The 23761-nt window shown below is 65.5% G+C and carries 21 protein-coding genes; 9 read left to right on the forward strand and 12 right to left on the reverse strand.

The annotated features are described in order from the left end of the window. Window positions 1-238 precede the first annotated feature (238 nt). Window positions 239-415, forward strand: a complete 177-nt coding sequence (locus tag AUL36_RS23175; protein WP_082640309.1) for a DUF1059 domain-containing protein — start codon at window positions 239-241, stop codon at window positions 413-415. Between the two features lie 53 nt (window positions 416-468). On the opposite strand, the gene AUL36_RS07150 is transcribed toward AUL36_RS23175, so the two are convergent. Genes AUL36_RS07150 through AUL36_RS07160 form a run of 3 tightly spaced genes read right to left on the reverse strand, consistent with a single transcriptional unit; the run spans window position 469 to window position 2904 of the window. Further along, window positions 469-1719 carry a CCA tRNA nucleotidyltransferase gene (locus tag AUL36_RS07150; RefSeq protein WP_062219306.1) on the reverse strand — a complete coding sequence of 417 codons (1251 nt, stop codon included), beginning with the start codon at window positions 1717-1719 and terminating at the stop codon, window positions 469-471. Next, window positions 1716-2348 carry a CoA pyrophosphatase gene (locus AUL36_RS07155; RefSeq protein ID WP_062219308.1) on the reverse strand — a complete coding sequence of 211 codons (633 nt, stop codon included), beginning with the start codon at window positions 2346-2348 and terminating at the stop codon, window positions 1716-1718. The genes AUL36_RS07150 and AUL36_RS07155 overlap by 4 nt, the downstream gene beginning before the upstream one ends. After that, the gene (locus tag AUL36_RS07160; protein ID WP_062219382.1) at window positions 2341-2904 is read right to left on the reverse strand and encodes a DUF1285 domain-containing protein; all 564 of its coding nucleotides are present in this window, start codon (window positions 2902-2904) and stop codon (window positions 2341-2343) included. The genes AUL36_RS07155 and AUL36_RS07160 overlap by 8 nt, the downstream gene beginning before the upstream one ends. A 200-nt stretch (window positions 2905-3104) precedes the next feature. Between AUL36_RS07160 and AUL36_RS07165 the strand changes: the two genes are divergently transcribed. The 5 genes from AUL36_RS07165 to AUL36_RS07185 all read left to right on the forward strand — a co-directional run bounded on the left by AUL36_RS07165 (window position 3105) and on the right by AUL36_RS07185 (window position 11065). Beyond that, window positions 3105-4115, forward strand: a complete 1011-nt coding sequence (locus AUL36_RS07165; protein WP_062219310.1) for an AAA family ATPase — start codon at window positions 3105-3107, stop codon at window positions 4113-4115. A gap of 4 nt (window positions 4116-4119) precedes the next feature. Beyond that, a complete protein-coding gene (locus AUL36_RS07170) occupies window positions 4120-5034 on the forward strand; it encodes a DUF58 domain-containing protein (RefSeq protein WP_062219312.1) in 915 nt (304 codons plus the stop codon). Then, window positions 5034-7898, forward strand: coding sequence for a DUF4159 domain-containing protein (locus AUL36_RS07175; protein ID WP_062219314.1), 2865 nt, complete (start codon window positions 5034-5036; stop codon window positions 7896-7898). The genes AUL36_RS07170 and AUL36_RS07175 overlap by 1 nt, the downstream gene beginning before the upstream one ends. A 1-nt stretch (window position 7899) precedes the next feature. Continuing rightward, window positions 7900-9975, forward strand: coding sequence for a hypothetical protein (locus tag AUL36_RS07180; RefSeq protein WP_062219316.1), 2076 nt, complete (start codon window positions 7900-7902; stop codon window positions 9973-9975). A gap of 76 nt (window positions 9976-10051) precedes the next feature. Next, window positions 10052-11065: a patatin-like phospholipase family protein gene (locus AUL36_RS07185; protein WP_062219318.1), complete on the forward strand. Its 1014-nt coding sequence runs from the start codon at window positions 10052-10054 to the stop codon at window positions 11063-11065. A 15-nt stretch (window positions 11066-11080) separates the two neighbouring features. Here AUL36_RS07185 and AUL36_RS07190 read toward each other — a convergent pair whose 3' ends face one another. After that, window positions 11081-11593 carry a GNAT family N-acetyltransferase gene (locus AUL36_RS07190; RefSeq protein ID WP_062219320.1) on the reverse strand — a complete coding sequence of 171 codons (513 nt, stop codon included), beginning with the start codon at window positions 11591-11593 and terminating at the stop codon, window positions 11081-11083. Window positions 11594-11905: 312 nt separating this feature from the next. Between AUL36_RS07190 and AUL36_RS07195 the strand changes: the two genes are divergently transcribed. After that, window positions 11906-12892: a glutathione S-transferase family protein gene (locus AUL36_RS07195; RefSeq protein WP_062219322.1), complete on the forward strand. Its 987-nt coding sequence runs from the start codon at window positions 11906-11908 to the stop codon at window positions 12890-12892. A gap of 3 nt (window positions 12893-12895) precedes the next feature. Here the strand turns inward: AUL36_RS07195 and AUL36_RS07200 are convergent, their stop codons facing one another. Beyond that, the gene (locus AUL36_RS07200; protein WP_062219324.1) at window positions 12896-13360 is read right to left on the reverse strand and encodes an NUDIX domain-containing protein; all 465 of its coding nucleotides are present in this window, start codon (window positions 13358-13360) and stop codon (window positions 12896-12898) included. 45 nt (window positions 13361-13405) lie between these two features. Here AUL36_RS07200 and AUL36_RS07205 point away from each other — a divergent pair, with 45 nt between their 5' ends. Then, window positions 13406-14386: a metallophosphoesterase family protein gene (locus tag AUL36_RS07205; protein WP_062219326.1), complete on the forward strand. Its 981-nt coding sequence runs from the start codon at window positions 13406-13408 to the stop codon at window positions 14384-14386. A 171-nt stretch (window positions 14387-14557) separates the two neighbouring features. Further along, entirely contained in the window at window positions 14558-15709 is a 1152-nt protein-coding gene (locus tag AUL36_RS07210) for a benzoate/H(+) symporter BenE family transporter (RefSeq protein WP_062219328.1), read from the forward strand. A 93-nt stretch (window positions 15710-15802) separates the two neighbouring features. On the opposite strand, the gene AUL36_RS07215 is transcribed toward AUL36_RS07210, so the two are convergent. The 7 genes from AUL36_RS07215 to AUL36_RS07245 all read right to left on the reverse strand — a co-directional run bounded on the left by AUL36_RS07215 (window position 15803) and on the right by AUL36_RS07245 (window position 23669). Beyond that, entirely contained in the window at window positions 15803-16387 is a 585-nt protein-coding gene (locus AUL36_RS07215; protein WP_244493432.1) for a hypothetical protein, read from the reverse strand. A 179-nt stretch (window positions 16388-16566) separates the two neighbouring features. Further along, window positions 16567-18252 carry a 2-isopropylmalate synthase gene (leuA, locus tag AUL36_RS07220; protein WP_062219330.1) on the reverse strand — a complete coding sequence of 562 codons (1686 nt, stop codon included), beginning with the start codon at window positions 18250-18252 and terminating at the stop codon, window positions 16567-16569. A 382-nt stretch (window positions 18253-18634) separates the two neighbouring features. After that, window positions 18635-19006, reverse strand: coding sequence for a hypothetical protein (locus AUL36_RS07225; protein ID WP_058601818.1), 372 nt, complete (start codon window positions 19004-19006; stop codon window positions 18635-18637). A gap of 289 nt (window positions 19007-19295) precedes the next feature. Beyond that, window positions 19296-20222, reverse strand: coding sequence for a cation diffusion facilitator family transporter (locus AUL36_RS07230; RefSeq protein WP_062219331.1), 927 nt, complete (start codon window positions 20220-20222; stop codon window positions 19296-19298). Between the two features lie 3 nt (window positions 20223-20225). Next, the gene (locus tag AUL36_RS07235; protein WP_062219333.1) at window positions 20226-22415 is read right to left on the reverse strand and encodes an anthranilate synthase; all 2190 of its coding nucleotides are present in this window, start codon (window positions 22413-22415) and stop codon (window positions 20226-20228) included. Between the two features lie 268 nt (window positions 22416-22683). Continuing rightward, window positions 22684-23310: a glutathione S-transferase family protein gene (locus AUL36_RS07240; RefSeq protein WP_062219335.1), complete on the reverse strand. Its 627-nt coding sequence runs from the start codon at window positions 23308-23310 to the stop codon at window positions 22684-22686. Between the two features lie 98 nt (window positions 23311-23408). Then, entirely contained in the window at window positions 23409-23669 is a 261-nt protein-coding gene (locus AUL36_RS07245; RefSeq protein ID WP_062219343.1) for a hypothetical protein, read from the reverse strand. Window positions 23670-23761: the final 92 nt, after the last annotated feature.

The raw sequence follows: 23761 nt of genomic DNA on the forward strand, positions 1-23761 counted from the left end.
GGGGCACACTTGGAGCCCTACAACAAAAAATTCTGAAAAAGCCCCACGCTTTAGTGAGCCTGACCCTTCACAAGTCATTTCTAAATGTTAACATGCCTTATCCCACATAACCGTGGGTAGTGCGTACGGCTTTGGAGAGAGCGTGTGCGTCACCCGACTCCAGAAACCGTATTGACGATCATCACGCGCGACCCTTCCGCCGGTCCCGCCTGATCATTCGCGATTAGGGAGGCTATCCATGTTCGAACTCAATTGTTCCGGTGTCATTCCAGGCTGCAGCCGCGTAATCCGGGCGGATTCGCAGGCTGAAGTCATTCGCCGCGCCGTCGAACAAGCCAAACAGCTTGGCGTGCCGCAGATCACCCCGCGCATGATGGACGCGTTCCGCGACGGCACGCACGAAACCGCGCACTGACCATCCTGTCCGACGTCATGGGGCGGGCCGCATGCGGCCCGCTTTTTCGTGTCTTACGACCGGTCGCTATCCGTCATCGCCAGCAGCGCCTCACGCTTCAAGGTAAAACCGCTTTCCGCCCAGCGCCGCTTCAGCGCCTCCAGCTGGCGGCCCATGTCCGGGCCGGGCAAGATGCCCTGCTGCGACAGATCGTGACCCGAGACCGGAAACTCCGGCGGCGCAAAGCGCTCGGCCTCCTGAAGCCGGGTCGAGAGACGCGCCAACGTTTGAAGCGCCGCCGCGTCGCTTCCCGCCTTCCCCCGCAAGACGGCCAGTTTCAGCCGAAGGCGATCCATGATCGCGCCTCGGTTTCCAAAGAGAAGCCTGACGCGGAACGCGCCGTCCGACTCGTCCACCTTGGGCTCGTCCGTCAGCGCCCAGGCCGTCAGCCGGTCGCGGTCCAGGTTCGACAAGCGAAGGCGCTTGGCAAGCGCGGCCATGCGCTCCGGGTCTGGCGGCACGATCGCCTCCAGCCGGCGCAGCGCGTCGGGGTCCCAGCCGAGCGCGCGCTCGGTCTCGCCCAACGACGGCATAGCGTCGATGCCCCATTTCTCGCTTTCCGGCAGCACACGGGTGAGAACGCCGGTCTGGCGCATCCAGAGCAGTGCGCGGCCGGGATCGGGCGCCGCGAAGAGCTTGCGAAGCTCCGCCCAGACGCGCTCGGCCGAGAGCTGGTCCAGCCCGTCCTTGAGGCGCGTCGCCGCGCGAAGGCCATCCGCGTCCGGCCGCCCTTCGCCATACCAGGCGAAGAAGCGGAAGAAGCGGAGGATGCGCAGGTAATCCTCCTCAATGCGCCGCGCCGCATCGCCGATGAAGCGCAGGGTTTTCGTTTCGATGTCGGCGACACCGTCGACGAGATCCACCACTCCACCGTCGGCACGCGCATAAAGGGCGTTCATCGTGAAGTCGCGTCGCTCGGCATCGGCGCGCCAGTCCTTGCCGAAGCGCACCTTGGCGTGGCGTCCATCGGTTTCGACATCCTGGCGCAGCGTCGTCACCTCGAAGGGGCGGCCGTTCATCACGGCCGTCACCGTTCCGTGCTCGAGCCCGGTCGGCACCGGTTTGAAGCCGGCGGCCTCGACGCGGCGCATGGTTTCTGCCGGTTCGCTGGTGGTGGCGATGTCGATATCGGTGATCGCACGGCCCATCAGATGGTTGCGCACCGCGCCGCCAACGACCCGTGCTTCATCGCCCTCCACCGACAGACAGGCCAGGAGGCGTTGCAGGGTCTCGTCGCGAAGCCAATCGGCGTCGATGCGTGTCATGATCTGTACAGTCTTTCGTAGAGCGTGCGCAGAATGCCCGCCGTTATGCCCCAGATGAGCCGGTCCCCGAAGGATATCGAATAGAAGGATCTGGTATGCCCACCCCATTCCCGGCTGTCACGCCGATGGTTGGCCTCGTTCATGAGAAAGGCGAGCGGCACTTCGAAAATATCCGCGACTTCGCTGGGCTCGGGGCGCAGGGAAAAGCCGGGACGCACGATGGCGACGATTGGGGTGATGCGAAACCCCGTCGTGGTGCGATAGCGCGGCAAACGACCGAGCGTTTCGACGAAGCGCTCTTCCAGCGCGATTTCCTCGCGCGCCTCGCGCAGCGCCGCCGCCTCGATGCTCTCGTCCTCCGGGTCCACCGATCCGCCGGGAAAGGCGATCTGGCCGGAATGTTTGCGAAGCCCGCTGGCGCGCGTCGTGAGGATCACGCTCGCCCCTTCGGGCCGGTCTACGACCGGCACGAGGACCGCCGCCTCGCGCGCGGCCGCGCGCTCCACCAATTGCTCCAGATCGGGATTGAGAATGTGGTCGCCGCTATCATGCTCCAGATCGCTCGCGCCACGCGCCAAGACACGGCGGCGCACATCCTCGGCGCTCCAGTCGGTCAGGGTCTCACGCATGGTCGCTCGCATCCGGCAAGTCGAAGAAGCTCCCGCCCGATCGGATGCCGAGCCGCCCGTCCCGCTCCTCGGCAAGGCCGGCGAGGTCATAGGCGAGCGGGCGCGTCAGCCGCGCTTCGAGACCGCCGCGCACGAGGAGATAGGGGCGAAAACCCTCCGCATCTGCGGCAAAGCGCAAGGGATGCTCCGGCCCGGCTTCCACGAGATCGCCGACATTGGTGCGAAAGCTCAGGATCGGCACGCCGTCCCGCGTTTCCGCACTCATCTCCACCGCGAGGAATGGCGCGTCCTCGACCGTGATCCCCAGCTTTTCGACCGGCGTGACGAGACAAAAGCGCCCATCGGGTTCGCGCCGCAAGATGGTCGAGAACAGTCGAACCAAGGCTTCGCGATGAATGGGTTGGCCCTCGTGAATCCAATGGCCTTCGCGATCGATGCGCATATCCATCGCGCCGCAATCGGGCGGATTCCAGAGTTCCACAGGCGGCGCGCCCTGCCCGGCCCGCTCGGCGCGGGACGCCAAGGCCTCCGGGCTGATCTCGGTTGCTTGCGACATGCTGTCCCCTGTCCTATGCCGCGACGGAACGCGGGCCATCCGGCCCATCACTTCGCTGGCACCGGTCTTATTTTGGTCGGGCTTCATCGTCACGAAATAGTTGCGCGCCCGGCGCTTGCCAACGCACCATCGCGCCACTCCTTTTCTATAAGGAGCGGCACTCAGGCCCGGGTGACGAGCGAAAAAGGACTCCCGCCATCATGACGATCCTCGCACCGGACAGCGCCGCTCTCGACCCGAAGGCCATGGTCGAGCAGGCCGAGGCGGCTCTGGCCGACATCGCGCGTGCGCGCGAAGCCGTGGGCCGCGTGATCTTCGGCCAGGAAAGCGTGGTGGAGCAAACGCTGACGGCGATCCTGGCGGGCGGCCATGCGCTGCTGGTCGGCGTGCCGGGTCTCGCCAAGACCAAGCTGGTGGAAACGCTCGGAACCGTGCTCGGGCTCGATGCGCGCCGCGTGCAGTTCACGCCCGACCTCATGCCCTCCGACATCGTCGGCACCGAAGTCATGGATCAGGACGAGACGGGCCGTCGCTCCTTCCGCTTCGTGCGCGGCCCGGTCTTCGCGCAGCTTCTGATGGCTGACGAGATCAACCGCGCCAGCCCGCGCACGCAGTCCGCCCTGCTTCAGGCCATGCAGGAATATCACGTGACCGTCGCGGGCGAGCGGCACGATCTGCCCGCGCCTTTCCATGTTCTGGCAACGCAGAACCCGCTGGAGCAGGAGGGCACCTATCCCCTGCCTGAAGCGCAGCTCGACCGATTCCTCTGTCAGATCGACGTGCACTACCCATCGCTCGACGCCGAGCGGCGCATTCTCATGGCGACGACGGGCGTTTCGGAAGAGCGCGCGAGCCCCGTCATGACGGCTGAGCGGCTGCGCGAAATCCAAGGCTTGGTGCGCCGGATGCCGGTGCCCGACACGGTGGTGGACGCGATCCTGTCGCTGGTCCGCTCCGCGCGCCCGGGCCACGGCTCGGCCGAGGCCGACGCGCATATCGCTTGGGGTCCCGGCCCGCGCGCCTCGCAATCTCTGATGACCTGTGTCCGCGCCCGCGCGCTTTATGAAGGGCGTCTAGCCCCTTCGATCGACGATGTGCGGGCGCTGGCCGAACCCATCCTCCAGCACCGCATGGCCTTGAACTTCGCGGCGCGCGCCGAGGGCGTCGGCGTTCGCGATGTGGTGAAGGCGCTCGTGCGCGGGCTGAACTGACGCCATGGTCGCGATCGGTCAGATCACCGAGACCACGCGCGGCGGCGAAGCGCTTTTGCGCGCGCGCCAGCGCGCCGCTCTGCTGCCGGACCTTCTGGTCGAGGCGCGGCGCGTCGTCGCCACGATGACAAGCGGCTGGCACGGGCGACGGCGGCGCGGCGCAGGCGAGAATTTCTGGCAATTCCGCCCGTTCGTGGATGGCGAGCCCGTGTCGCGCATCGATTGGCGGCGTTCGGCGCGCGACGACAATGTCTATCTGCGCGACCGCGAATGGGAGGCGGCGCAGACCGTCTGGCTCTGGGCCGACCCTTCGCCGTCCATGCTCTACCGCTCGCAAGGCGCGATCGTATCGAAGGAAAGCCGCGCGCTGGTTCTGGTGCTGGCGCTGGCCGAGTTGCTGTCGCGTTCGGGCGAGCGCATCGGCTTTCCCGACGTGCTCGACCCGATCTCCGCGCGCAACGCCGCCGAGCGGATCGCGGGCGCGCTCGCCACCGGCCGGCCCGCCTCCGGCTTTCCCTCCGGCGACCGGTTCAAGCGCTTCAGCGAACTGGTTCTCGTCAGCGACTTTCTCGACCCGATGGACGCGCTGATCGAGCGGATCGATCACCTTTCGCGGCGCGGCGTGCGCGGGCATCTCGTCCAGATCGCCGATCCAGCCGAAGTCGCCTTCCCCTATAGCGGGCGCACGGAGTTCCGCGATCCCGAAACCGGGGCCAAGCTCACCGCTGGGCGGGCGGAAACGCTGCGCGAGGAATACCGCACCCTGTTCGACGCCCGCCGGGCGCATCTTGCAGACCATTGCCGGCATATCGGCTGGAGCCACGTCTTTCATTTGACCGACCGCCTCGCCTCGGAGCCGCTGCTCGCCCTTCATGGCCGTCTGAGCGGCCAGTTCCAGCCAGCCGGGCAGCGCGCCTGATGGGGGGACTGTCGCTGTCCTTCGGTGCGCCGCTGGTTCTGGCCGGGCTTCTGGCGCTGCCTTTGATCTGGTGGCTGCTGCGCCTGACGCCCCCACGTCCGCAGACGGAAACTTTCCCGCCGCTGCGCATTCTGGAGCGCGTCGCGAAACGCGAGGAAACGCCTTCGAAAAGCCCGTGGTGGCTGACGCTTCTGCGCCTTCTTCTCGCCGCTGCCGTCATTCTGGCGCTCGCCGCCCCGATCCTGAACCCGCGCGAAAGCGCGCTGACGGGCAACGGCCCAGTGGTTGTCTTTCTCGACAATGGCTGGGCAAGCGCGCGCGATTGGACCGCGCGGCGCGGCGCGGCCGAAGCGCTGATCCGGGAAGCGGGCGAAAGCGGTCGGCCGGTTTCGCTGGTTTTGACGGCCGACGGCAATGCCAACGATCCCGCACCGGTGGAAGCGGCGACAGCCTTGGAGCGGCTGGCAGCCGCCGAGCCGCGTTCGATCTCGGTTGATCGCGCGGCCGCTGCCAAGCGTCTGGCCGGCGTGCTTTCGGGGCAAAGCGGGATCAGCCTCGCGCTCTTGACCGATGGGCTCGATGGAGCCGGCACGGCCGAGGCGACACAAGCGCTGCGCGTGCTCGGTCCTGTTCAATCGCTCGTCTATCGCCCAGTTCTCAACGATCTGTTCGCTCTGACGGCCGCCGACAATGCGACCGAGGCGCTGAAGGTCTCGGGCGTTCGACCGACCAACCAAGCCAGCGCGCCGGCGGAGATCACGCTGCGCGCGCTGGATGCGCAGGAGCGCGAGATCGGGCGCGCCCCGCTTGCCTTCGCCGCCGGCTCGACGGCCGGCGAAGCGCGGTTCGAGGTTCCGGTGGAACTGCGCAACGACATTGCGCGGATCGAGCGCGACAGCGCGCTGGACGCCGCTTCCGTGCGGCTGGTGGATGACAGTTTTCAGCGGCGCAAGGTCGGGCTCGTGTCTGGCGAAGCGGCCGATCTGGCGCAGCCCCTCCTTTCGCCGCTCTACTACATCACGCGCGCGCTGGAGCCCTATGCCGATCTAATCCGACCCGAGAGCGCCGACCTTGCGACCGCCGTTCCGGCGCTGGTGAAACAGAACCCGTCGATCATCGTGCTCGCCGATATCGGCGTCCTGCCGCAGGCAGCGCGGGAGGCGCTGACGGGGTTCGTCGACAAGGGCGGCATTCTCCTGCGCTTTGCGGGCCCTCGTCTCGCCGCCTCGACGACCGAGGACGATCTCGTTCCCGTGCGCCTGCGCGGCGGCGAACGGCAGCTCGGCGGCGCGTTGTCCTGGTCCGAACCGCAGAAGCTCGCGCCCATTCCGGCGGAAAGCCCTCTGGCGGGCATCGCCATTCCCGACGACGTGACCGTGTCACGCCAGATCCTGGCTGAGCCCTCGGCCGATCTGCCCGCGCGCACCTGGGCAAGTCTGGCCGATGGAACGCCGCTCATCACGGCCGCCCGGCGTGGCGGGGGCAGCATCGTGCTGGTCCACACGACCGCCGAAGCCACATGGTCGAACCTGCCGATCTCGGGCGCCTTCGTGAATATGCTTCGGCGCATCGTCACTCTTTCGCGCGGGACGAGCGCGGCGGGCGGCGAAGGCGCGGCGCAGGTTCTGCCGCCCTATCGCATTCTGAATGGCGAAGGTCGGCTGGTGCAGCCGGGGCCGGACGTGCGCCCGCTGACGGTTCGCCCCGGCGAGGAGCCCACGCCCTCCATCGACCATCCGCCCGGTCTCTACGGCACATCGGAGGGCTATCGCGCCTTGAACCTGTTCGCCCCCGGCGCCGAGCTTCGCCCGCTTCCCGAACTCGACCTTGGCACGCCTCTCGTGTCACGCGCCTATGGCACGGAAGATGCCACCGACCTGACGCCGTGGCTCTTTGCCGGCGCGTTGGCTTTGTTCACGCTCGATGCCCTAGCGCTTCTGTGGCTGAACGGCGGCTTCGCGCGGCTTGGCCGCCGCATGGCGGGCCTCAAGCGGCCCTCCTCCGCGCTGCCGCTGCTTTTGGTCAGTGCGCTTCTCCTGGCCAACCCTCCGCACCCGGCACAGGCGCAGGCCCGCCCCACGGATGAGGCGACGCGCGGGCTCGACGGCGTCGACGCGCAGAAGGCCATCGCCGCGACCGAGACGACGCATCTCGCCTATGTCCAGACCGGCGATGCCGCGACCGACCAGCTGTCGCGGCAGGGCTTGTCCGGCTTGTCTCAGTTCATCGCCTCGAAGACCGCGCTGGAGCCCGGCGAACCCATGGCGGTGGATCTCGAGAAAGACGAGTTATCGTTCTATCCGATCCTTTACTGGCCTGTGCACGCCGATGCGGCCATGCCCAGCCCGGCCGCGATCAGCCGGGTGGACGCCTATATGAAGCAGGGCGGCACCGTGCTCTTCGATGTCGAAGGCGATGCGGCGGGCGATCTCTCCGGCACCAGTGTTTCGCCGGGCCAGCGCCGGCTGCGCGACATCTTGGCCGATCTCGACGTGCCGCCGCTGGAGCCAGTCCCGCGCGACCACGTTCTGACCAAGGCCTTCTACATTCTCGACAATTTTCCAGGGCGGCACACCGGCTCCGATCTCTGGGTCGAATCGCTGAACCGCAGCGCGGACGCGCAGGCCCGCCCCGCCAGCGCGGGAGACGGCGTATCTTCGATCATGATCACGTCCAATGATTTCGCCAGCGCCTGGGCGATCGACGATAACGGTCTCTTCGTGCGCCCGACCGATTCCGCCGACCCGGCCCAGCGAGAATATGCCTACCGGGCAGGGGTGAATATCGTGATGTATGTCCTGACCGGCAACTACAAGGCCGATCAGGTTCACGTGCCCGCGCTTCTCGAACGGCTGGGGCAGTGAGATGAACTGGTCGATCGATTTCGCGCCGTTTTTCTCCTGGACGGTGCTTGCCCTTCTCTGCATTTCCGCGCTGTTTCTGGCGGCGGCTTTGGTCTTTTCCGGCCTGCGCGGGTCGGTTCTGCGCGTTTGCGCGATCGCCGCGCTGCTTCTGGCGCTGCTGAACCCCGTCGTTCTACGCGAGCAGCGCGACCCCTTGAAAAGCGTCGTCGCGCTCGTGGCCGATCGCTCGCAGAGCCAGACGATCGGCGAGCGCACGGCGCAGACGGACGAGGCCGTGGCGACGCTGCGCCAGCGCCTGTCGGCATTCCCGCAATTCGAGGTACGGGAAGTCGATGCGCGCTCGGAGGGCACGAGCGACGTCTCGACCGCGCTGTTCGGTGCGCTGCGCTCGGCCTTGAGCGACGTGTCGCCGGGGCGTGTCGGCGGCGCCATCATGGTGACCGATGGGCAGGTCCACGACATTCCGCCCAATGCCGGCGCGCTCGGCTTCGACGCGCCACTCCATGCGCTCATCACCGGGCGACCGAGCGAGTTCGACCGCCGGCTCGATATCGTCACCGCGCCGCGCTTCGGGCTCGTGTCGCAGCCGCAGACGCTGACCTACCGCGTCGTGGAGGAAGGGCCGCGCGCCTCGCGCAATCCCGTCGAGGTGCAGGTCTTCCTGAACGGCGATCTCGTGCAGCGCCAGAGCGCGGTGCCGGGAGAGTTGACATCCGTGGAGATCACGCTGCCGCGCGCCGGCAAGAATATCGTCGAACTCTCCGCCGCGCGCGATCCGCAGGAGATCACCCCGGTCAACAATCGCGCTATCGCAATCATCGATGGCATTCGCGAGAATCTACGCGTGCTGCTCGTGTCGGGCGAGCCACACGCGGGCGAGCGCACCTGGCGCAATCTCCTGAAATCCGACGCGGCGGTCGATCTCGTGCATTTCACGATCCTGCGCCCACCGGAAAAACAGGACGGAACGCCGATCAACGAATTGTCGCTGATCGCCTTCCCGACACGAGAGCTGTTCGTCGAAAAGATCGAGGATTTCGACCTTATCATCTTCGACCGCTACCAGCGGCGCGGCGTGCTGCCGACGCTCTATTACGACTATATCGCGCAATATGTGGAAAAGGGCGGCGCCATGCTGATCGCCTCCGGGCCGGAATATGCCGGGCCGGATTCGGTCGCCAATTCGCCGCTGGCCTCCATCCTGCCGGCCCTCCCGACGGGCGAAGTCGATCTGCGCGCCTTCCGGCCCACGCTTTCCGATCTGGGTCGCAAGCATCCCGTGACGCGGGGCTTGCCGGGCTCGGAGGCCTCGCCTCCCAACTGGAGCCCCTGGTTCCGCACCGTCGATGTCGGCGAGACCAAGGGCGAGGTCGTCATGACCGGCCCGGACAACAAGCCGCTTCTCGTGCTCAACCGGGCCGGCGAAGGTCGCGTCGCATTGCTCCTGTCGGATCAAGGCTGGCTCTGGTCGCGCGGCTACGAGGGCGGCGGGCCCCATGTCGCCCTGTTTCGCCGCCTCGCGCATTGGTTGATGAAGGAGCCGGAGCTGGAGGAAGAGGCGCTGGACGCCGAGGGCACCGGCTCCGACCTCGTAATCACGCGCCACACGATCGGCGGCGACCCCGGCCCGGCGACCGTCGTCACGCCGACCGGCCAAGCCTTGCAGGTGACGCTCGCGGACGGCGGCAACGGAGAGTGGCAGGGTCGCCTTCAGGCGAACGAACTCGGCCTGTATCAAGTGGCCAGTGGCGACCTGCGCGCGCTCGCCAATATCGGACCGGTGAACCCGCGCGAATATCGCGAGGCGATCTCGACCACGGCCAAGCTGCAACCGATCGCGGCCGAGACGCGCGGCGATGTCAGGCGGCTGGCGGGAGAAACGGGCGGCATCAGCGTACCGCGCATCGTGCCCATGGCCGGGCGGGCCGAAGCCTCGGGACGCGACTGGATCGGCCTTCGCACCACGGACGAGACGGTGCTGCGCGGGGTCGATCGCACGCCGCTGTTTGCGGGATTCCTGGGACTGGCGGTTCTGCTCCTGGCGCTCTCCGCCACCTGGTATCGTGAGGGACGCTAGAGCCTTTCTCGATTTCGCAATTGCGAAGAGCGCTCGCCGAGATCACATAGGGTGGATCGAAGCGGAGGCTCGCCCCATGACGTCAGTCTGTCTCGCCCTTCAAGGTGGTGGCGCCCATGGTGCCTTCACCTGGGGCGTCCTCGATCGCCTGTTGGAAGACGGTCGATTTCCGACGGCGGCGATCAGCGGCACCAGCGCCGGCGCATTGAACGCCGCCGCGCTCGCCACAGGGCTCGCCGAAGGGCCGGAGGGCGCGCGGCGCAGGCTGGAAGCACTGTGGCTGGAAGTCGCGCGCCGCTCGCCCTTGGGCGCAGCCGAGAACCGCCTCCCCTTCTTTCCGTTCAGCCGGTCTATGGTGCATGAGACGATCGAACGGATGAAGCTGTTCGGGCAGCTCGTATCTCCCTATTCGCTCGGCCTGCCCTCCGACAATGCGCTCCGCGCGGTGGTGGACGCGGTCATCGACTTCCCGCTTCTACAAAGCGAGCGTGTCGTGCCGACCTTCGTGTCGGCCACCGATGTCGAAACGGGGAACGTGCGCGTCTTTTCCGGTCGGGAACTGACCGCTGACGCGCTTCTCGCCTCCGCCTGCCTGCCGGATATTTTTCGTGCGGTCGAGATCGACGGCCGGCCTTATTGGGACGGGGGCTATGTCGGCAACCCGATGTTGAGGCCCTTCTTCGCGGACGACCACGGCTCGACCGACATTCTGATCGTCCAGGTCACGCCATTTCACCGCTCGGGGACGCCGGAAACGCCAGGCGACATCATGGACCGGGTGCAGGAAATCACCTTCAACACCTCGCTGATCCGAGATCTCCGGATGCTGACCGAGATGCAGAGGCTGGTGAAGGGCGAGGATCTGGAGAATCCCGTTCTGCGCCGTATCGCGGGTCTGCGCCTGCATATGATCGCGGCGGACGACGAGATGTCACGGCGCAGCGGCGCGGGCAAACTGGACACGCGCTGGTCGGAACTCACGACGCTGCGTGACCTCGGCCGAGAGGCAGCCGGGCGGTGGCTGGCCGAGAAAGCGGAGCATGTCGGCCAGCGCTCCACGCTCGCTGGCGGGTTCAGCATTCTCTCGTGATCCTCGCTGCCTGCCTCAGCGGCGTGGCAGCACGGCCCCCGATACGCCGTGAAGAGCGCCGGGAATGAGTTCCAGACCGAGGATCCGCGCCTGGTCCACCGGCCCCGGCATGATCACCGAGCCGATCGGAAGCGGCACATAGCCGAGTGGCGTGTAGTAGGCGCGATCGCCCACAAGGAAAATCGCTGTCTCACCCGCCTCGCGCGCCGCGTCGGCGCTGAGCGAGAGAAGCATCCGGCCGATGCCCCGCTTCTTGAAGGCGGGACGGACGGCCAAGGGTCCGAGCATCAGGACGGGAGCGTCTCCGATCCGCACCGGCGTCAGACGCACGGAGCCGACCACCTCGCCCCGGATCATGGCGACCCGCGAAAGAGTGAGATCGTGCGCGCTCGCCTCGCGCACCCGCTCCGCCGCGCGCGTGAACCGGCCGGGCCCGAAGGCTTCGGCATTAATGGCTTCGATCGTGTCCGCATGCGCGAACTGTTCCGCCTCGAAAACGAGGTCGAGATCTTGAAGAATGGACAGCATGGAAAGGTCCTGATCGGCGTGGGAAACCAAGCCGCCCGAAACCGGACCTTTGAAGGGGTCAGGTGGCGGCGTCGATCATCGCGGCTTTGGCCGCTTCATCTCGTCGTCGTCGCAGCAAGGCATGGACCTTTCGGGTGTTCCCGGTCGCCAGACCGGCCGCGCCTCATAGCACCTTGGTTCGGCAAAATCCATGCTTGCCGCGAGGCTGCGATTAAATGCCGGGAGTGACGGAGTGTTCCAAAGCTTTCGCGGAACAGGCGTCGTCCGCTTCGCGTATCATCGCGAGGATGAGAATGGCGGCGGAGACGCGCGATGGGACTTCTGGTCGATGGCCAATGGCAAGACACATGGTACGACACAAAGTCGACCGGCGGTCGCTTTCAACGCACGGTCACGAGCTTCCGCCGCTGGGTGACGCCGGACGGCGCGCCGGGGCCGGACGGGCAGGACGCCGTCCCTGCGGAGGCGGGGCGCTATCACCTTTACGTTTCCCTCGCCTGCCCGTGGGCCCATCGCACGCTGATCCTGCGCAAGCTCAAGAAGCTGGAGGACGTCATCTCCCTCTCCGTCGTGGACTGGCACATGGCCGAGGAAGGCTGGGTCTTTTCCGAGCGGCAGGGTGCCATCCCCGATAGCGTCAACGGCGCGAAGCGGCTCTACGAGGTCTATCTGAAGGCCGACCCGACCTATACGGGCCGCGTCACCGTGCCGGTCCTGTGGGACAAGAAGGAGGGTACGATCGTCAACAACGAATCGGCCGAAATCCTCCGCATGTTCAATTCGAGTTTCGACGCGTTCGGTGCCGCCAGTGTCGATGTCTGCCCGGTCGATCTGAAGGCGGAGATCGATGGGGTGAACGGCTTCGTCTATGACAAGGTGAACAGCGGCGTCTACAAATGCGGATTCGCGACGACGCAGGACGCCTATGAGGAGGCGTTTCATCAGCTCTTCGGCGCATTGGACGAGTTGGAAGAGAGGCTCGGCCGGCAGCGCTACCTGACCGGCCCTCGCATCACCGAGGCGGACTGGCGGTTGTTTACGACCCTGATCCGCTTCGATCCGGTCTATGTCGGGCATTTCAAATGCAACCGGAAACGGATCGCGGATTATCCAAACCTGTTCCATTACATGCTGGAACTCTACCAGTGGCCGGGCGTCACCGAGACCGTCGATTTCCACCACATCAAGCATCACTATTACGAGAGCCACGGCACCATCAATCCGACAGGCATCGTGCCGCTCGGCCCCGAGCAAGACCTCACTCAGCCGCATGACCGGGAGCGCTTGCCGGCAGGCTGAGGGCTACCAGTCTTCGGGGCGCGGCATGCCCGTGCGATCTTCATCGATGCGCCGGCGCGTGGCCGGCGTCGTACCCTCCGGCAAGGCGTCTGGCGCGAAGAAGCCGGTTTCGGCGATCTCGCGATCCGGCCGACGCGGCCTCGCCTGCCGGACGCGATCGCAGCGATACAGGAGGACATGGTCCCGCCCCTCCCGCCTGTTGTAGAACACGGCGACGAGGCGAGGCTCGGTCTCGCACAGAAGATGTCCCTCCTCCTCGGCTTCGCGGCGCGCGGCGGCAATCGCCGTTTCGCCGGGGTCCACCGCACCGCCCGGCAGATACCAGCCATCGCGATAGGCGTGTCGCACCAAGAAGACGCGGCCTGCTTTATCATAGGCGAGAAGCCGCACGCCCAGCGTCATGGGGCGTGACAGGAGCGCCCAGCGCCGCAGCGCCCACCCGAGCCAACGTTGCGCGCGTTGCCTCACGGTCCGCCCCTTCCCATCCCGGCGCGATCGGCTACTTGCTGCCCCATGTTCCGACTCGCCCATCTCTCCGACATTCACCTCGGCCCGCTGCCGGAGCTTTCCTACCGGGAACTCGCCTCGAAGCGGATCACAGGCTACATCAACTGGCAGCGCAATCGAAAGCGGGCGATGTTCGGCGACACGCTGCTGCGCCTCGTCAACGACATGAAGGCGCAGCATCCCGACCATGTGGCCGTTACCGGCGATTTGGTGAATCTTGCTTCCAAGCAGGAGATCATCGGCGCGCGCCTCTGGCTGGAAGACATGGGAAAGCCGGACTGGGTGTCTGTCATCCCCGGCAATCATGATGCCTATGTGCCGGGCGCTCTCAAGCGCGCCTACCGGGAATGGCATCCCTATATGATGGGCGATCATCGTCCAGGGGCCGAAGCCAAGCACTTCCCTTATCTGCGCGTTCGCGGCCCGGTCGCGATCATCGGTACGTCCAGCGCGGAGGCGACCGCGCCCTTTTTCGCAACCGGTTCCTTCAAGCGCGGACAGGCGCTGCGCACGGCCAAGCTCCTGGCGGAGGCGAAGGAGCGCGGCCTGTTCCGCGTCGTGATGATCCACCATCCGCCGATCTCGGGCGCGGCAGCCTGGTCGAAGCGCCTCATCGGCAAGCAGTTCTTCTCCAAGGTCATTCACGATGTGGGCGCGGAACTCGTCCTGCACGGGCACACCCATCTCGACACGATCTATTGGCTGACGGGTCCAAGCGGCGAGAAAGTGCCTGTGGTCGGCGTACCCTCCGCCAGCCAGAGCGCCGGAAGTTCCAAGCCGCCCTCGCGCTACAATCTGTTCGAGATCGAAGGCGGGCCGGGCCAATGGTCGTTGACGCAGCGAGAGCGCGGCTTGCGGCTGGACGGATCGGGCATCGACTGGATTCGCGAGCGACAACTCCTGTCCGATGGCACAGCGATCGATCCCCGACCGCGCGCAGACGCGAAAGCGCCGGTGCCGGAGATGAATTCGGAAACAGCGCTTTAGGCACTTTTTGCCGAGGTCGTCGGGAGGCGGAGGCTGGTTCGACTTACCCTGGACATCACTTGAGTGTCGAAGGCGAAGAGGACCAGCCTTCGGTTGAATTCCGCTTGCGGCGGCTTTCGGATCGGTCGTAAGGCGACAGGCCCTCCGCGACGATCCGCCGAAAGCTTCGCCATGCGCCTTCCGCCCCTGCCCGCCATCTCGGCAGGCCTCCTCGCCGCCTTTGTCGGCTTTGCCAGTTCGTTTTCGGTGGTGCTGCAGGGGCTTGTCGGCGTGGGAGCCACGCAGGAACAGGCCGCGTCCGGCATCCTGGCGTTATCGGTGGCGATGGGGGTGTGCGGCATCCTCGTCACCCTGCGCACGAGAATGCCGATTTCCATTGCCTGGTCCACGCCGGGCGCGGCGCTTCTGGCCGGAGCGGGCGTGCCGCATGGCGGCTTTGCGGCGGCGATCGGCGCCTTCATCCTGGCCGCAGCGCTCGTCACCCTGTCCGGTCTGGTGAAGCCGATCGGACGAGCAATGTCCGCGATCCCCGTTTCGCTTGCCAATGCCATGCTGGCCGGGATTCTGCTTCCCTTGTGTCTGGCGCCGGTCAAAGCCGTCGCGGCCATGCCGCTGGCAGGTCTTGCCATCGTGGCGGTCTGGTTTCTGGTCGGGCGTTGGAGCCGTATTTTGGCGGTGCCGGCCGCAGCCGTCGCGACCGTTCTCTTGATCCTCGCAACGCATCCCGCGCCGATGGAGCAGGTGTCGATCATCCCCGCACCGGTCTTCGTCGCGCCGGACTGGTCTCTGGCGACCATGGTCGGTATCGGCCTGCCGCTCTTCCTGATCACCATGGCCTCGCAGAACATCCCGGGCCTTGCGGTCCTGAAGGTGAACGGCTTCTCGCCCGAACCCGGCCCCTTGTTCACCGTCACGGGTCTGTTCAGCTTGGCTTGCGCGCCCTTCGGCGGCCATGCGGTCAATCTGGCGGCCATCACGGCCGCCATCTGCGCGGGCGACGAAGCGGGTCCGGATCGCGCGCGCCGCTGGTGGGCGGGTGTGGTATCGGGGCTCGCCTATATCGCCTTCGGTTTGGCAGCGGGCTGGGTGACGGTTTTCGCAGGCCAGGCGCCGGTTCTGGTGCAGGCCATGGCCGGGCTGGCTTTGATCGGCGCCTTCACCAACGCCCTCAGCGGCACGATCGCGCAGGCACAGGACCGGGAAGCGGCGATCCTGTGTTTCGTGACGACCGCATCCGGCACGGCATTCTTGGGCATCAGCGCGCCCTTCTGGGGCTTGGCGGTCGGCGGCATCGCCCTTTTTGCAGCCCGCATCCGGAAATAAAAACGGCCCCAAGCGGATGGGGACGGCTCTCGAAGCATGACATGGGGAGAGAAAGCAGGCCGCACGAAGCGGCCGCTTGGCGCGGGCGGTGCTTCAGAACAAATGGGTTCCGCGCGCCGCGATGATCGCCAGGAGAACGCCGATGCCGACCACGATGCCGATCATCATCCACGACAGGGCGATCACGAAATCGGTGGAGCGGGGGCGTTGCGGTAAGCGCAATGGAGCATCGTGGGCGGGGGTGATCGGCGCGGTCAGCGTCTGCACCGGGCGCTCCGGCGCGGACAATCGCGACCCCAGCCCGTCGAACACGGCCAAGGCCTTGTCCCGCTCTACGATTCGCTCGGCGATATAGTCGGTCACGCGGTCCACCACGAAGCGAAGCTCGGGCGATTCGACCAGTGTCACGCGGCCCAGGCGGGTTTCGCGAACGAAGCGATAGGTCCGACGGTCCCGGCCCATCACAACATGAGCCGTCGCGTCGATCCAGAAGCGTGGATGGGTGCCGTTGGACAAGGTGAAATCGAAGAGATCGTCATCCAGTGGAACCGCATCCATGATCGGCTGCAGTTCATCGGCAAACATCTCCAGTCGAGCGCGGTCGGCCTCGCGAATGTCCACCACGATGTCGGTGCGCTGAGCGGCGGCGATCTTGGCGGCACGCACAGCGTCCGCCAATCTCTTCGTCCCGTTCGTCGCCGCCACAGCGGACTTGGCCTCGGCCATCTTGCCCCCTCGACTGGTCGCGTGGGCGGATCGTCATGATTCGCCACCGCCCACCTCATGTGCTTAATCGAGCAGGCTTTCGCGAAGCCTGACCACGAGCGGAAGCCGAATGCCGATGCGCGTTCGCGCCCTCAGCCTTCCAACGCTCGGTTGGCCGCCGAGACGATCGCCTTCAGCGATGCGGTCGTCGCATTCTGATCGATGCCCGCGCCGAACACGCGCCCGTTTCCGTGCTCGACCTCCATATAGGCGATCGCGCTGGCATTCGAGCCTCGCTGGAGCGAATGTTCGGAATAATCGGCGACGCTCAGCGACAAGCCCAAATGCCGGTTCAGCGCGTTGATGAACCCGTCGATGGCGCCGGTGCCACGCCCCGTGATCGTCGTCTCCTGCCCGTTGTCGATGATCGTCGCCTCCACCAAACGGCTGTTGCGATCGCCTTCCACCTTGGTGAAATGCTCGACATAGCGCAGGCGCGCGCCCGGCTGCTCGACATAGCGCTCGATGAAACGGTCATAGATGCGCTTGACCGGCAGTTCCTTGCCTTCCTCGTCGGTGATCCGCTGAATATCCTCGCGGAACTCGATCTGCAGATTGCGCGGCAGGTTCAAGCCGTAATCGGCCTGCAGGACATAGGCGATGCCGCCCTTGCCGGATTGCGAGTTGATGCGGATGATCGCCTCATAGGAGCGGCCCACATCTTGCGGGTCGATCGGCAGATACGGCACTTCCCAAACCGGCGTGTTGGCGACCTTATGCGCCTTCATGCCCTTGTTGATCGCGTCCTGATGCGAGCCCGAGAAGGCGGTGTAGACGAGTTCGCCCACATAGGGATGGCGCTCGGGGATCGCGAGCTGGTTGCAATATTCGTAGACGTCCTTGATCCGGTTGATGTCGGACACATCCAGCTCGGGATCGACGCCTTGCGTGAACATGTTCAACGCCAAGGTCACCAGATCCACATTGCCCGTGCGCTCGCCATTGCCGAACAGCGTGCCCTCGACACGGTCCGCTCCTGCCAGGAGGCCGAGTTCGGTCGCGGCGATCGCCGTGCCCCGGTCGTTATGAGGATGCAGCGACAGGAGGATGCGGTCGCGATTGTCCAGATTGCGGCTCATCCATTCGATCTGGTCGGCATGGATATTGGGCGTGGACATCTCGACCGTCGCCGGCAGGTTCAGGATCAGCCGGTTCTCGGCCGTCGGCTGCACCACTTCGGCAACGGCGTTACAGATTTCCAGCGCGAAATCGAGTTCGGTGCCGGTGAAGCTTTCCGGCGAATATTCGAAGCGGAAGCCGCCGCCGGCCTTGGCCGCCATATCGGTGATCATCTTGGCCGCATCCACCGCGATCTGGCGAATGCCGGCACGATCCTTGCCGAACACGACGCGGCGCTGCAACTCGCTGGTGGAGTTATAGAAATGGACGATGGGCTGGCGCGCGCCCTCCAAGCTTTCGAAGGTGCGGGTGATCAGCTCGGGGCGGCACTGGACGAGGACCTGCAAGGACACATCATCGGCGACGCCCCCCTCTTCCACACACCAGCGTACGAAATCGAAATCGGTCTGCGACGCGGAGGGGAAACCGATCTCGATCTCCTTGAAGTTCATCGCCTTCAACAGCGCGAACATGCGCGACTTGCGGTCGTGGCCCATCGGATCGACCAGGGCCTGATTGCCGTCGCGCAAATCCACCGAGCACCAGATCGGCGCCGTCTCGATGCGACGCGAAGGCCATTGGCGATCGGTCAGATCGACGGCCGGATAGGGCTGGTACTTGGTGAAGGCCTTGGCCATGACGGGAGAGGATGCGGACATCGAAGAACCTTGCTCGTTCGGCGAAGACGGTCGGCCAAGGGGCGCGTAAAGCCGTCTTTCAAAGTTTCGGGTGGATGTAAAGCCGAAGAGACTGGAGGCGCAAAGCGCCGGCTCGATCGCCGGGCGCCTCTTCTTAACGGGCCCGACGATCGCCAGTAAGCGCGAGAAGGGCCGGAAGAAGTCGAGCGAATCCCGTGGCGGCTTTTGCCGCGACGACGCCATGAGAGGCGAAAGGGGATTCGATCCGGTTCATGGCGCCCAGTCTCGCGCGGCTCGCCTCGAAACACAAGGCCCCTGCCCGTTCGCGATCGAGCTTTCCGAGAAAACAAAAAAGCCCGGCTCGAAAGCCGGGCTTGGCATCAGCGATCGACGCCGGACCGAATTAGAAGTCGGTGTCGGAGCCCGGAACCAGAAGCTGCGAGACGCTCGCGGCCGGGGTCACACCGTGGTTGTAGACACCCTTGGCAACAGCGTTGATGTCGCGAGCCTCGGCGGCATGGGTCTCGCCCCGCGAGCCGGGGACAATGCCCTCATTGGCGCTGACGCCAGCCGGATAGCCGAACGAACGGGTTTCGAAGGTTGCGATCGGCGCACCCTTGGCCGCGGCCGAACCCACGATCACCGTGTTGGCTGCATGATCAGCCTGGACCTCTTCGTAGAAATCGGATCCGGGGACCAGTCCTGCGGCAGACGAAACACTGGTGAGCGCAACAAGAGAGAGCACGGCAGCGGACGCAAACGTGAAAGTCTTCATAATTTTATTCCTCATCAAAGTCGTAGCGACTGGCGGGGATCGATCGGCTAACGCCCCGATCTGAAGTTTTACTGTCCCGCGTCGTTCGATGAGTGAGAGATAGGCGATCCCGTGCGCGCCTACGAGTAGCAAATAGCGAACAGTCCGTTCGTGACGTAAGTCACACTTCCTATTGATCGCCCTCTTGCATTGCAGCAAGGAATGCCCAATGCCTTCGCAGTCGCAAAATAAAAGGGCAGCGAAATTCGCCGCCCTCTCAACCGCTTAGCTTGAGAATGCGCAAACCTGCCTAGAGGACAGGCACGCCGACCTGTTTGGCCTCGGCCTCCGGCTCGACATGGATGAGCACGCGGGCGTTCAGGAATTCGCCCTGCACGGCGTCCTCGATCCGGTCGCAGATGACATGCGCGTCGCCGACGCTCATGGCGCTCGGCACTACCATGTGGAACTCGATGAAGATGGCACGCCCCGCGATGCGCGTGCGCACGTCGTGAACTTCCAGCGCGCCCTCGGCCATGGTGGAAATGATCTCGCGCACGCGCGTATCGTCGGGGCCGTCCAAAGCCTGATCCATCAGACCGGAGAGGGAAGCAGCCACGACCTTCCAGCCTTCGCGCAGGATGTTGAGCGCGACGAGCGCGGCCAGCAGCGGATCGAGGATCACCCAACCCGTCGCCTCAGCCACACCGAGACCAGCCAGGACACCGACCGAGGTCACCACATCGGCCATGATATGGCGTCCGTCCGCATCGAGCGCCGGCGAGCGGTGCTCGCGCCCCTTGCGGATCAGAACCGAGGCCCAGAAGGCGTTGATGGCGGTGGCGACGCCATTGATGGCCATGCCGAGAAGCGGCGCGTCCATGGCACGCGGCTCGAGATAGGCGTACCACGCTTCCCGCAGAATGAGCAGCGACGCCAGAACGATAAGGACGCCTTCCACGACGGCGGAGAAATACTCCGCCTTCGTATGCCCGAACGGGTGATCGGCATCGGCGGGCTTGTAGGAGACCGTCACCGCCCAAAGGGCGATGAGGCCAGCCACGACATTGACGATCGATTCGAGCGCGTCCGAAAAGAGCGCGACGGAGCCCGTGACGAGATAGGCGAGATATTTGATCCCCAAGACCAGGCAGGCGATCGCGACGGTATAGACTGCGGTTCGCTTGACGAGACGGCCGCCCTCGTCGTCGCTCATGGTGATCGTTGCTGCATTCATCGCTCAGTCCGCCTTCGTCCGTGTTCGCCGGGGCAGCTTGGCCACGACGTTCTCGATCATTCTCATGCCGGCGTCGCCGCCCAGACTCATGATGCTTTCCGGATGGAACTGCACCGCCGCAACCGGCTCGTGCTTGTGCTCGAAGGCCATGACAACGCCGTCCTCCGTCTCGGCCGTCACCTCGAACTCGCGCGGCAGGCGCACGGGATCGGCGAAGATCGAGTGATAGCGCCCGACCGTCACCTCCGACGGCAGGCCGGCGAAGATCGTTCCGGGCGTGGACACGCGAATGCGCGAGGGCTTGCCATGAACCGGCACGTGCAGCGTGCGCAGCGTGCCGCCATAGCTCTCGGCCAGTGCCTGAAGCCCGAGGCAGACGCCGAAGATCGGCGCCTGACGCTGACGCGCCATGGCGATCGTGTTGCGGCAGTCGAAATCATCCGGCTTGCCGGGTCCGGGCGACAGCACCACGAGATCGGGCGACACGCGGTCGAAGATCTCTTCCGGAACGGGCGTGCGCACGGTGGTGACGTCGGCGCCGGTCTGGCGGAAATAGTTGGCGAGCGTGTGGACGAAACTGTCCTCGTGATCGACCAGAAGGATGCGCACGCCCTCCCCGACCTTGGGGCGCTCTCCCGTCTGCGTAGCGGCCTGCGGGGCACGGGCCTCGCGGATCGCCGCCAGAAGCGCCGAGGCCTTCAGCTCCGTCTCGGCCTCTTCCTCTTCCGGGTTGGAATCGTAGAGAAGCGTCGCGCCGGCGCGCACTTCGGCGATCCCGCCGTTCAGCCGGATGGTGCGCAGCGTCAGGCCGGTGTTCATATCGCCGTTGAAATGCATCATGCCGACCGCGCCGCCATACCAGGCGCGCGCGCTCTTCTCGTTCTCTTCGATGAAGCGCATGGCCCAAAGCTTGGGCGCACCCGTCACCGTCACGGCCCAGGCGTGGCTCATGAAGGCGTCCATCGCGTCCATGCCTTCGCGCAGACGGCCTTCGATATGGTCCACCGTATGGATGAGGCGCGAATACATCTCGATCTGGCGACGGCCGATGACGCGCACCGAGCCGGGCTCGCAGACGCGGCTCTTGTCGTTGCGATCGACGTCGGAGCACATGGTGAGTTCCGACTCGTCCTTCTTGGAGTTCAGGAGCTTCAGGATCTGCTCCGAATCCGAGATCGCATCTTCGCCGCGCCGGATCGTGCCTGAGATCGGGCAGGTCTCGACGCGCCGACCCGAAACGCGCACGAACATTTCAGGGCTCGCGCCGATCAGAAATTCGTTGGCGCCAAGATTGATGAAGAAGGAATAGGGCGATGGATTGATCGCCTTGAGGCGGCGCGAGATGGCCGACGGCCGACTCTCGACGCGCTCGTAGAAGGTCTGCCCCGGCACGACCTCGAACAGGTCGCCGCGCATGAACTTGTCCTTGGCGCGCCGCACCAGCGAGGCGTATTCGCCCGGCTTGTGGTCGCCGCGCTCCGGGTTCTGGTTGGACGGGACGAAGGGCGCGTCCTCGCCCCCGCCTTCCAGCCCTTCCGTGGTCTGGCTGTCTTTTTCGAACTCGTAGGATTCGATATAGGCGCGGGCGGAATAGTGATCCACCATCAGGATTTCGTCCGGCAGATAAAGGACGAGATCGCGTCTGGTGTCGCTGCGTGCCAGCGTTTCCTTCACCGGATCGAACTGGAAGGCCAGATCGTAGCCGAAGGCGCCGTAGAGGCCGAGATCGCTGTCGGCATCCGACTTGAACAGGGCGACGATGGCGCGCAGCACGGAGAAGACCGTGGGCATACGCGAGCGCTCTTCCTCGGTGAAGGCGCGAGAGGGCATGGCGACCGTCAGGTCGAGCCGCACGTCACTCGCCCGTCGCTCGGCGATATCCTCATGCCCCTCCAGCGCCGCCGCCACGAAGCCGAGCAGGACGCGACCGCGCGGATTCAGGGCCTCGATGCGCACATGCCGGCCCGAGGAGGTGACGGCCAGCGGCGGATCGACGATCGCGGTGTCCCAGCGGGTGTAGCGGCCGGGATATTCGTAGTTGGAGGAAAAAACCGCGCCTCGTCTCGTGTCGAGGCGGTCTACATAGGGCTCGATGGCGCCGGCATAGTCCACGTCGCGCCGACGGCGCGTCACGGTGACGCCGCCTTCGGTCTCGTATCTGAACGCGCCGTCGCTGGCGGTTTCGAGGGTCATCGCATCCAATCCTTCCAGAAGCACCGGCCCTCGCGGCCCTTGAACAAGCAAAAAGGCCGCCGGGGTTCCGGGGCGGCCTTTGTTGTTCGAACAGACGCACGTGTTCGCAGCCGCCTATGTGCGGGTCTGCCACCACTGCTTGTTGTCGTGCGCGTTCGTCATGACCGAGACCTAGCCCAGAGACCGATCCGCCGCAACGAAAATTCGCCCCAAACCCTTATTTGCCAGTGCTTCGCAAGTGCGCGGCCGGGACGAGGACGGAGTGCTCTCACCCCTTGGTGGACGCCAGAAGCGCGTCATCGATCTCGGTGGCGCGGTGAAGCGCCGGGCGTGCCTTGACGCGCTCGACATACGCCTCGAAAGCTTCGCGCCGCTCGATCGATCCGAACTGGAGTCCCCAGGAGAGATGGCTGCCGACATAGACGTCGGCGGCGGTAAATCGGTCACCCGCTATGAAGCTCGATGCTGAGACGGCGCCTTCCAGCGCGTCCAGCACGGACTGATAGGACCCGTAGCCGACGAAGCCGCGCTTCTCGTCGGGCACCACGACACCGAGCACGCGGTTCGTCACGGCCGCCTCCAGAGGACCGGCGGCGAAGAACATCCAGCGGTAATAAGACGCGCGCTCTTTGGCCGAGCGCGCCTCAAGGCCCGCATCGGGAAAGGTCTCGGCCAGATAGGCGCAGATCGCAGCGACTTCCGTGACCACTGCGCCGCCATGGACAATGGCGGGCACCTTGCCCATCGGATTGACGGTGAGAAACTCCGCCGACTTCATGTCGGCACCGTAGGAAAGAATTCTCGTCTCGTAAGGCGCGCCCACTTCCTCCAGCATCCAGCGGACCATACGGCCGCGCGACATCGGGTTGGTGTAGAAGATCAGATCATCGGCCATGAAGCCTCCTTGAGATGCGCGAAAGCCGACCTGTGAGGCCGGCTTTCGAAACATAACCCGATCCTACGGCGGTATCCCGGCCCTTTGGGCCACCAGCATCAGAAATTCGGCAGGCCGTGCGTATGCGGGTTGTTGGTCGCGGGGTCGTAAAACACGCCATCGGACGCCCCAAAAACCTGGAGCAGCGTCGGATGGTCGATGGGCTTTTCCGTCATCACCTGGGGCTGGGTCGCGACCTTCTGCACGACAGGGTCATCAGCCTTCTGCCTGATATGATGGGCATCGGTGGCGGCCATAGCGCCCGAAGCGGCGCCGATGGCACCGACGAAGGCAAGCGTGGCGAACAAAGACTTCTGCATGGGACTTCGCTCCTTGATCTCGATCGGCGCTCACGAGATGTCCAAGCGGCACGAAGGTCGGGTCTGATCAAATTGGCCCGGCGGTCGGAGGC

This window comes from Aureimonas sp. D3, assembly GCF_001463805.1.
In the GTDB taxonomy this organism is placed as follows: Bacteria; Pseudomonadota; Alphaproteobacteria; order Rhizobiales; family Rhizobiaceae; genus Aureimonas; species Aureimonas ureilytica_A.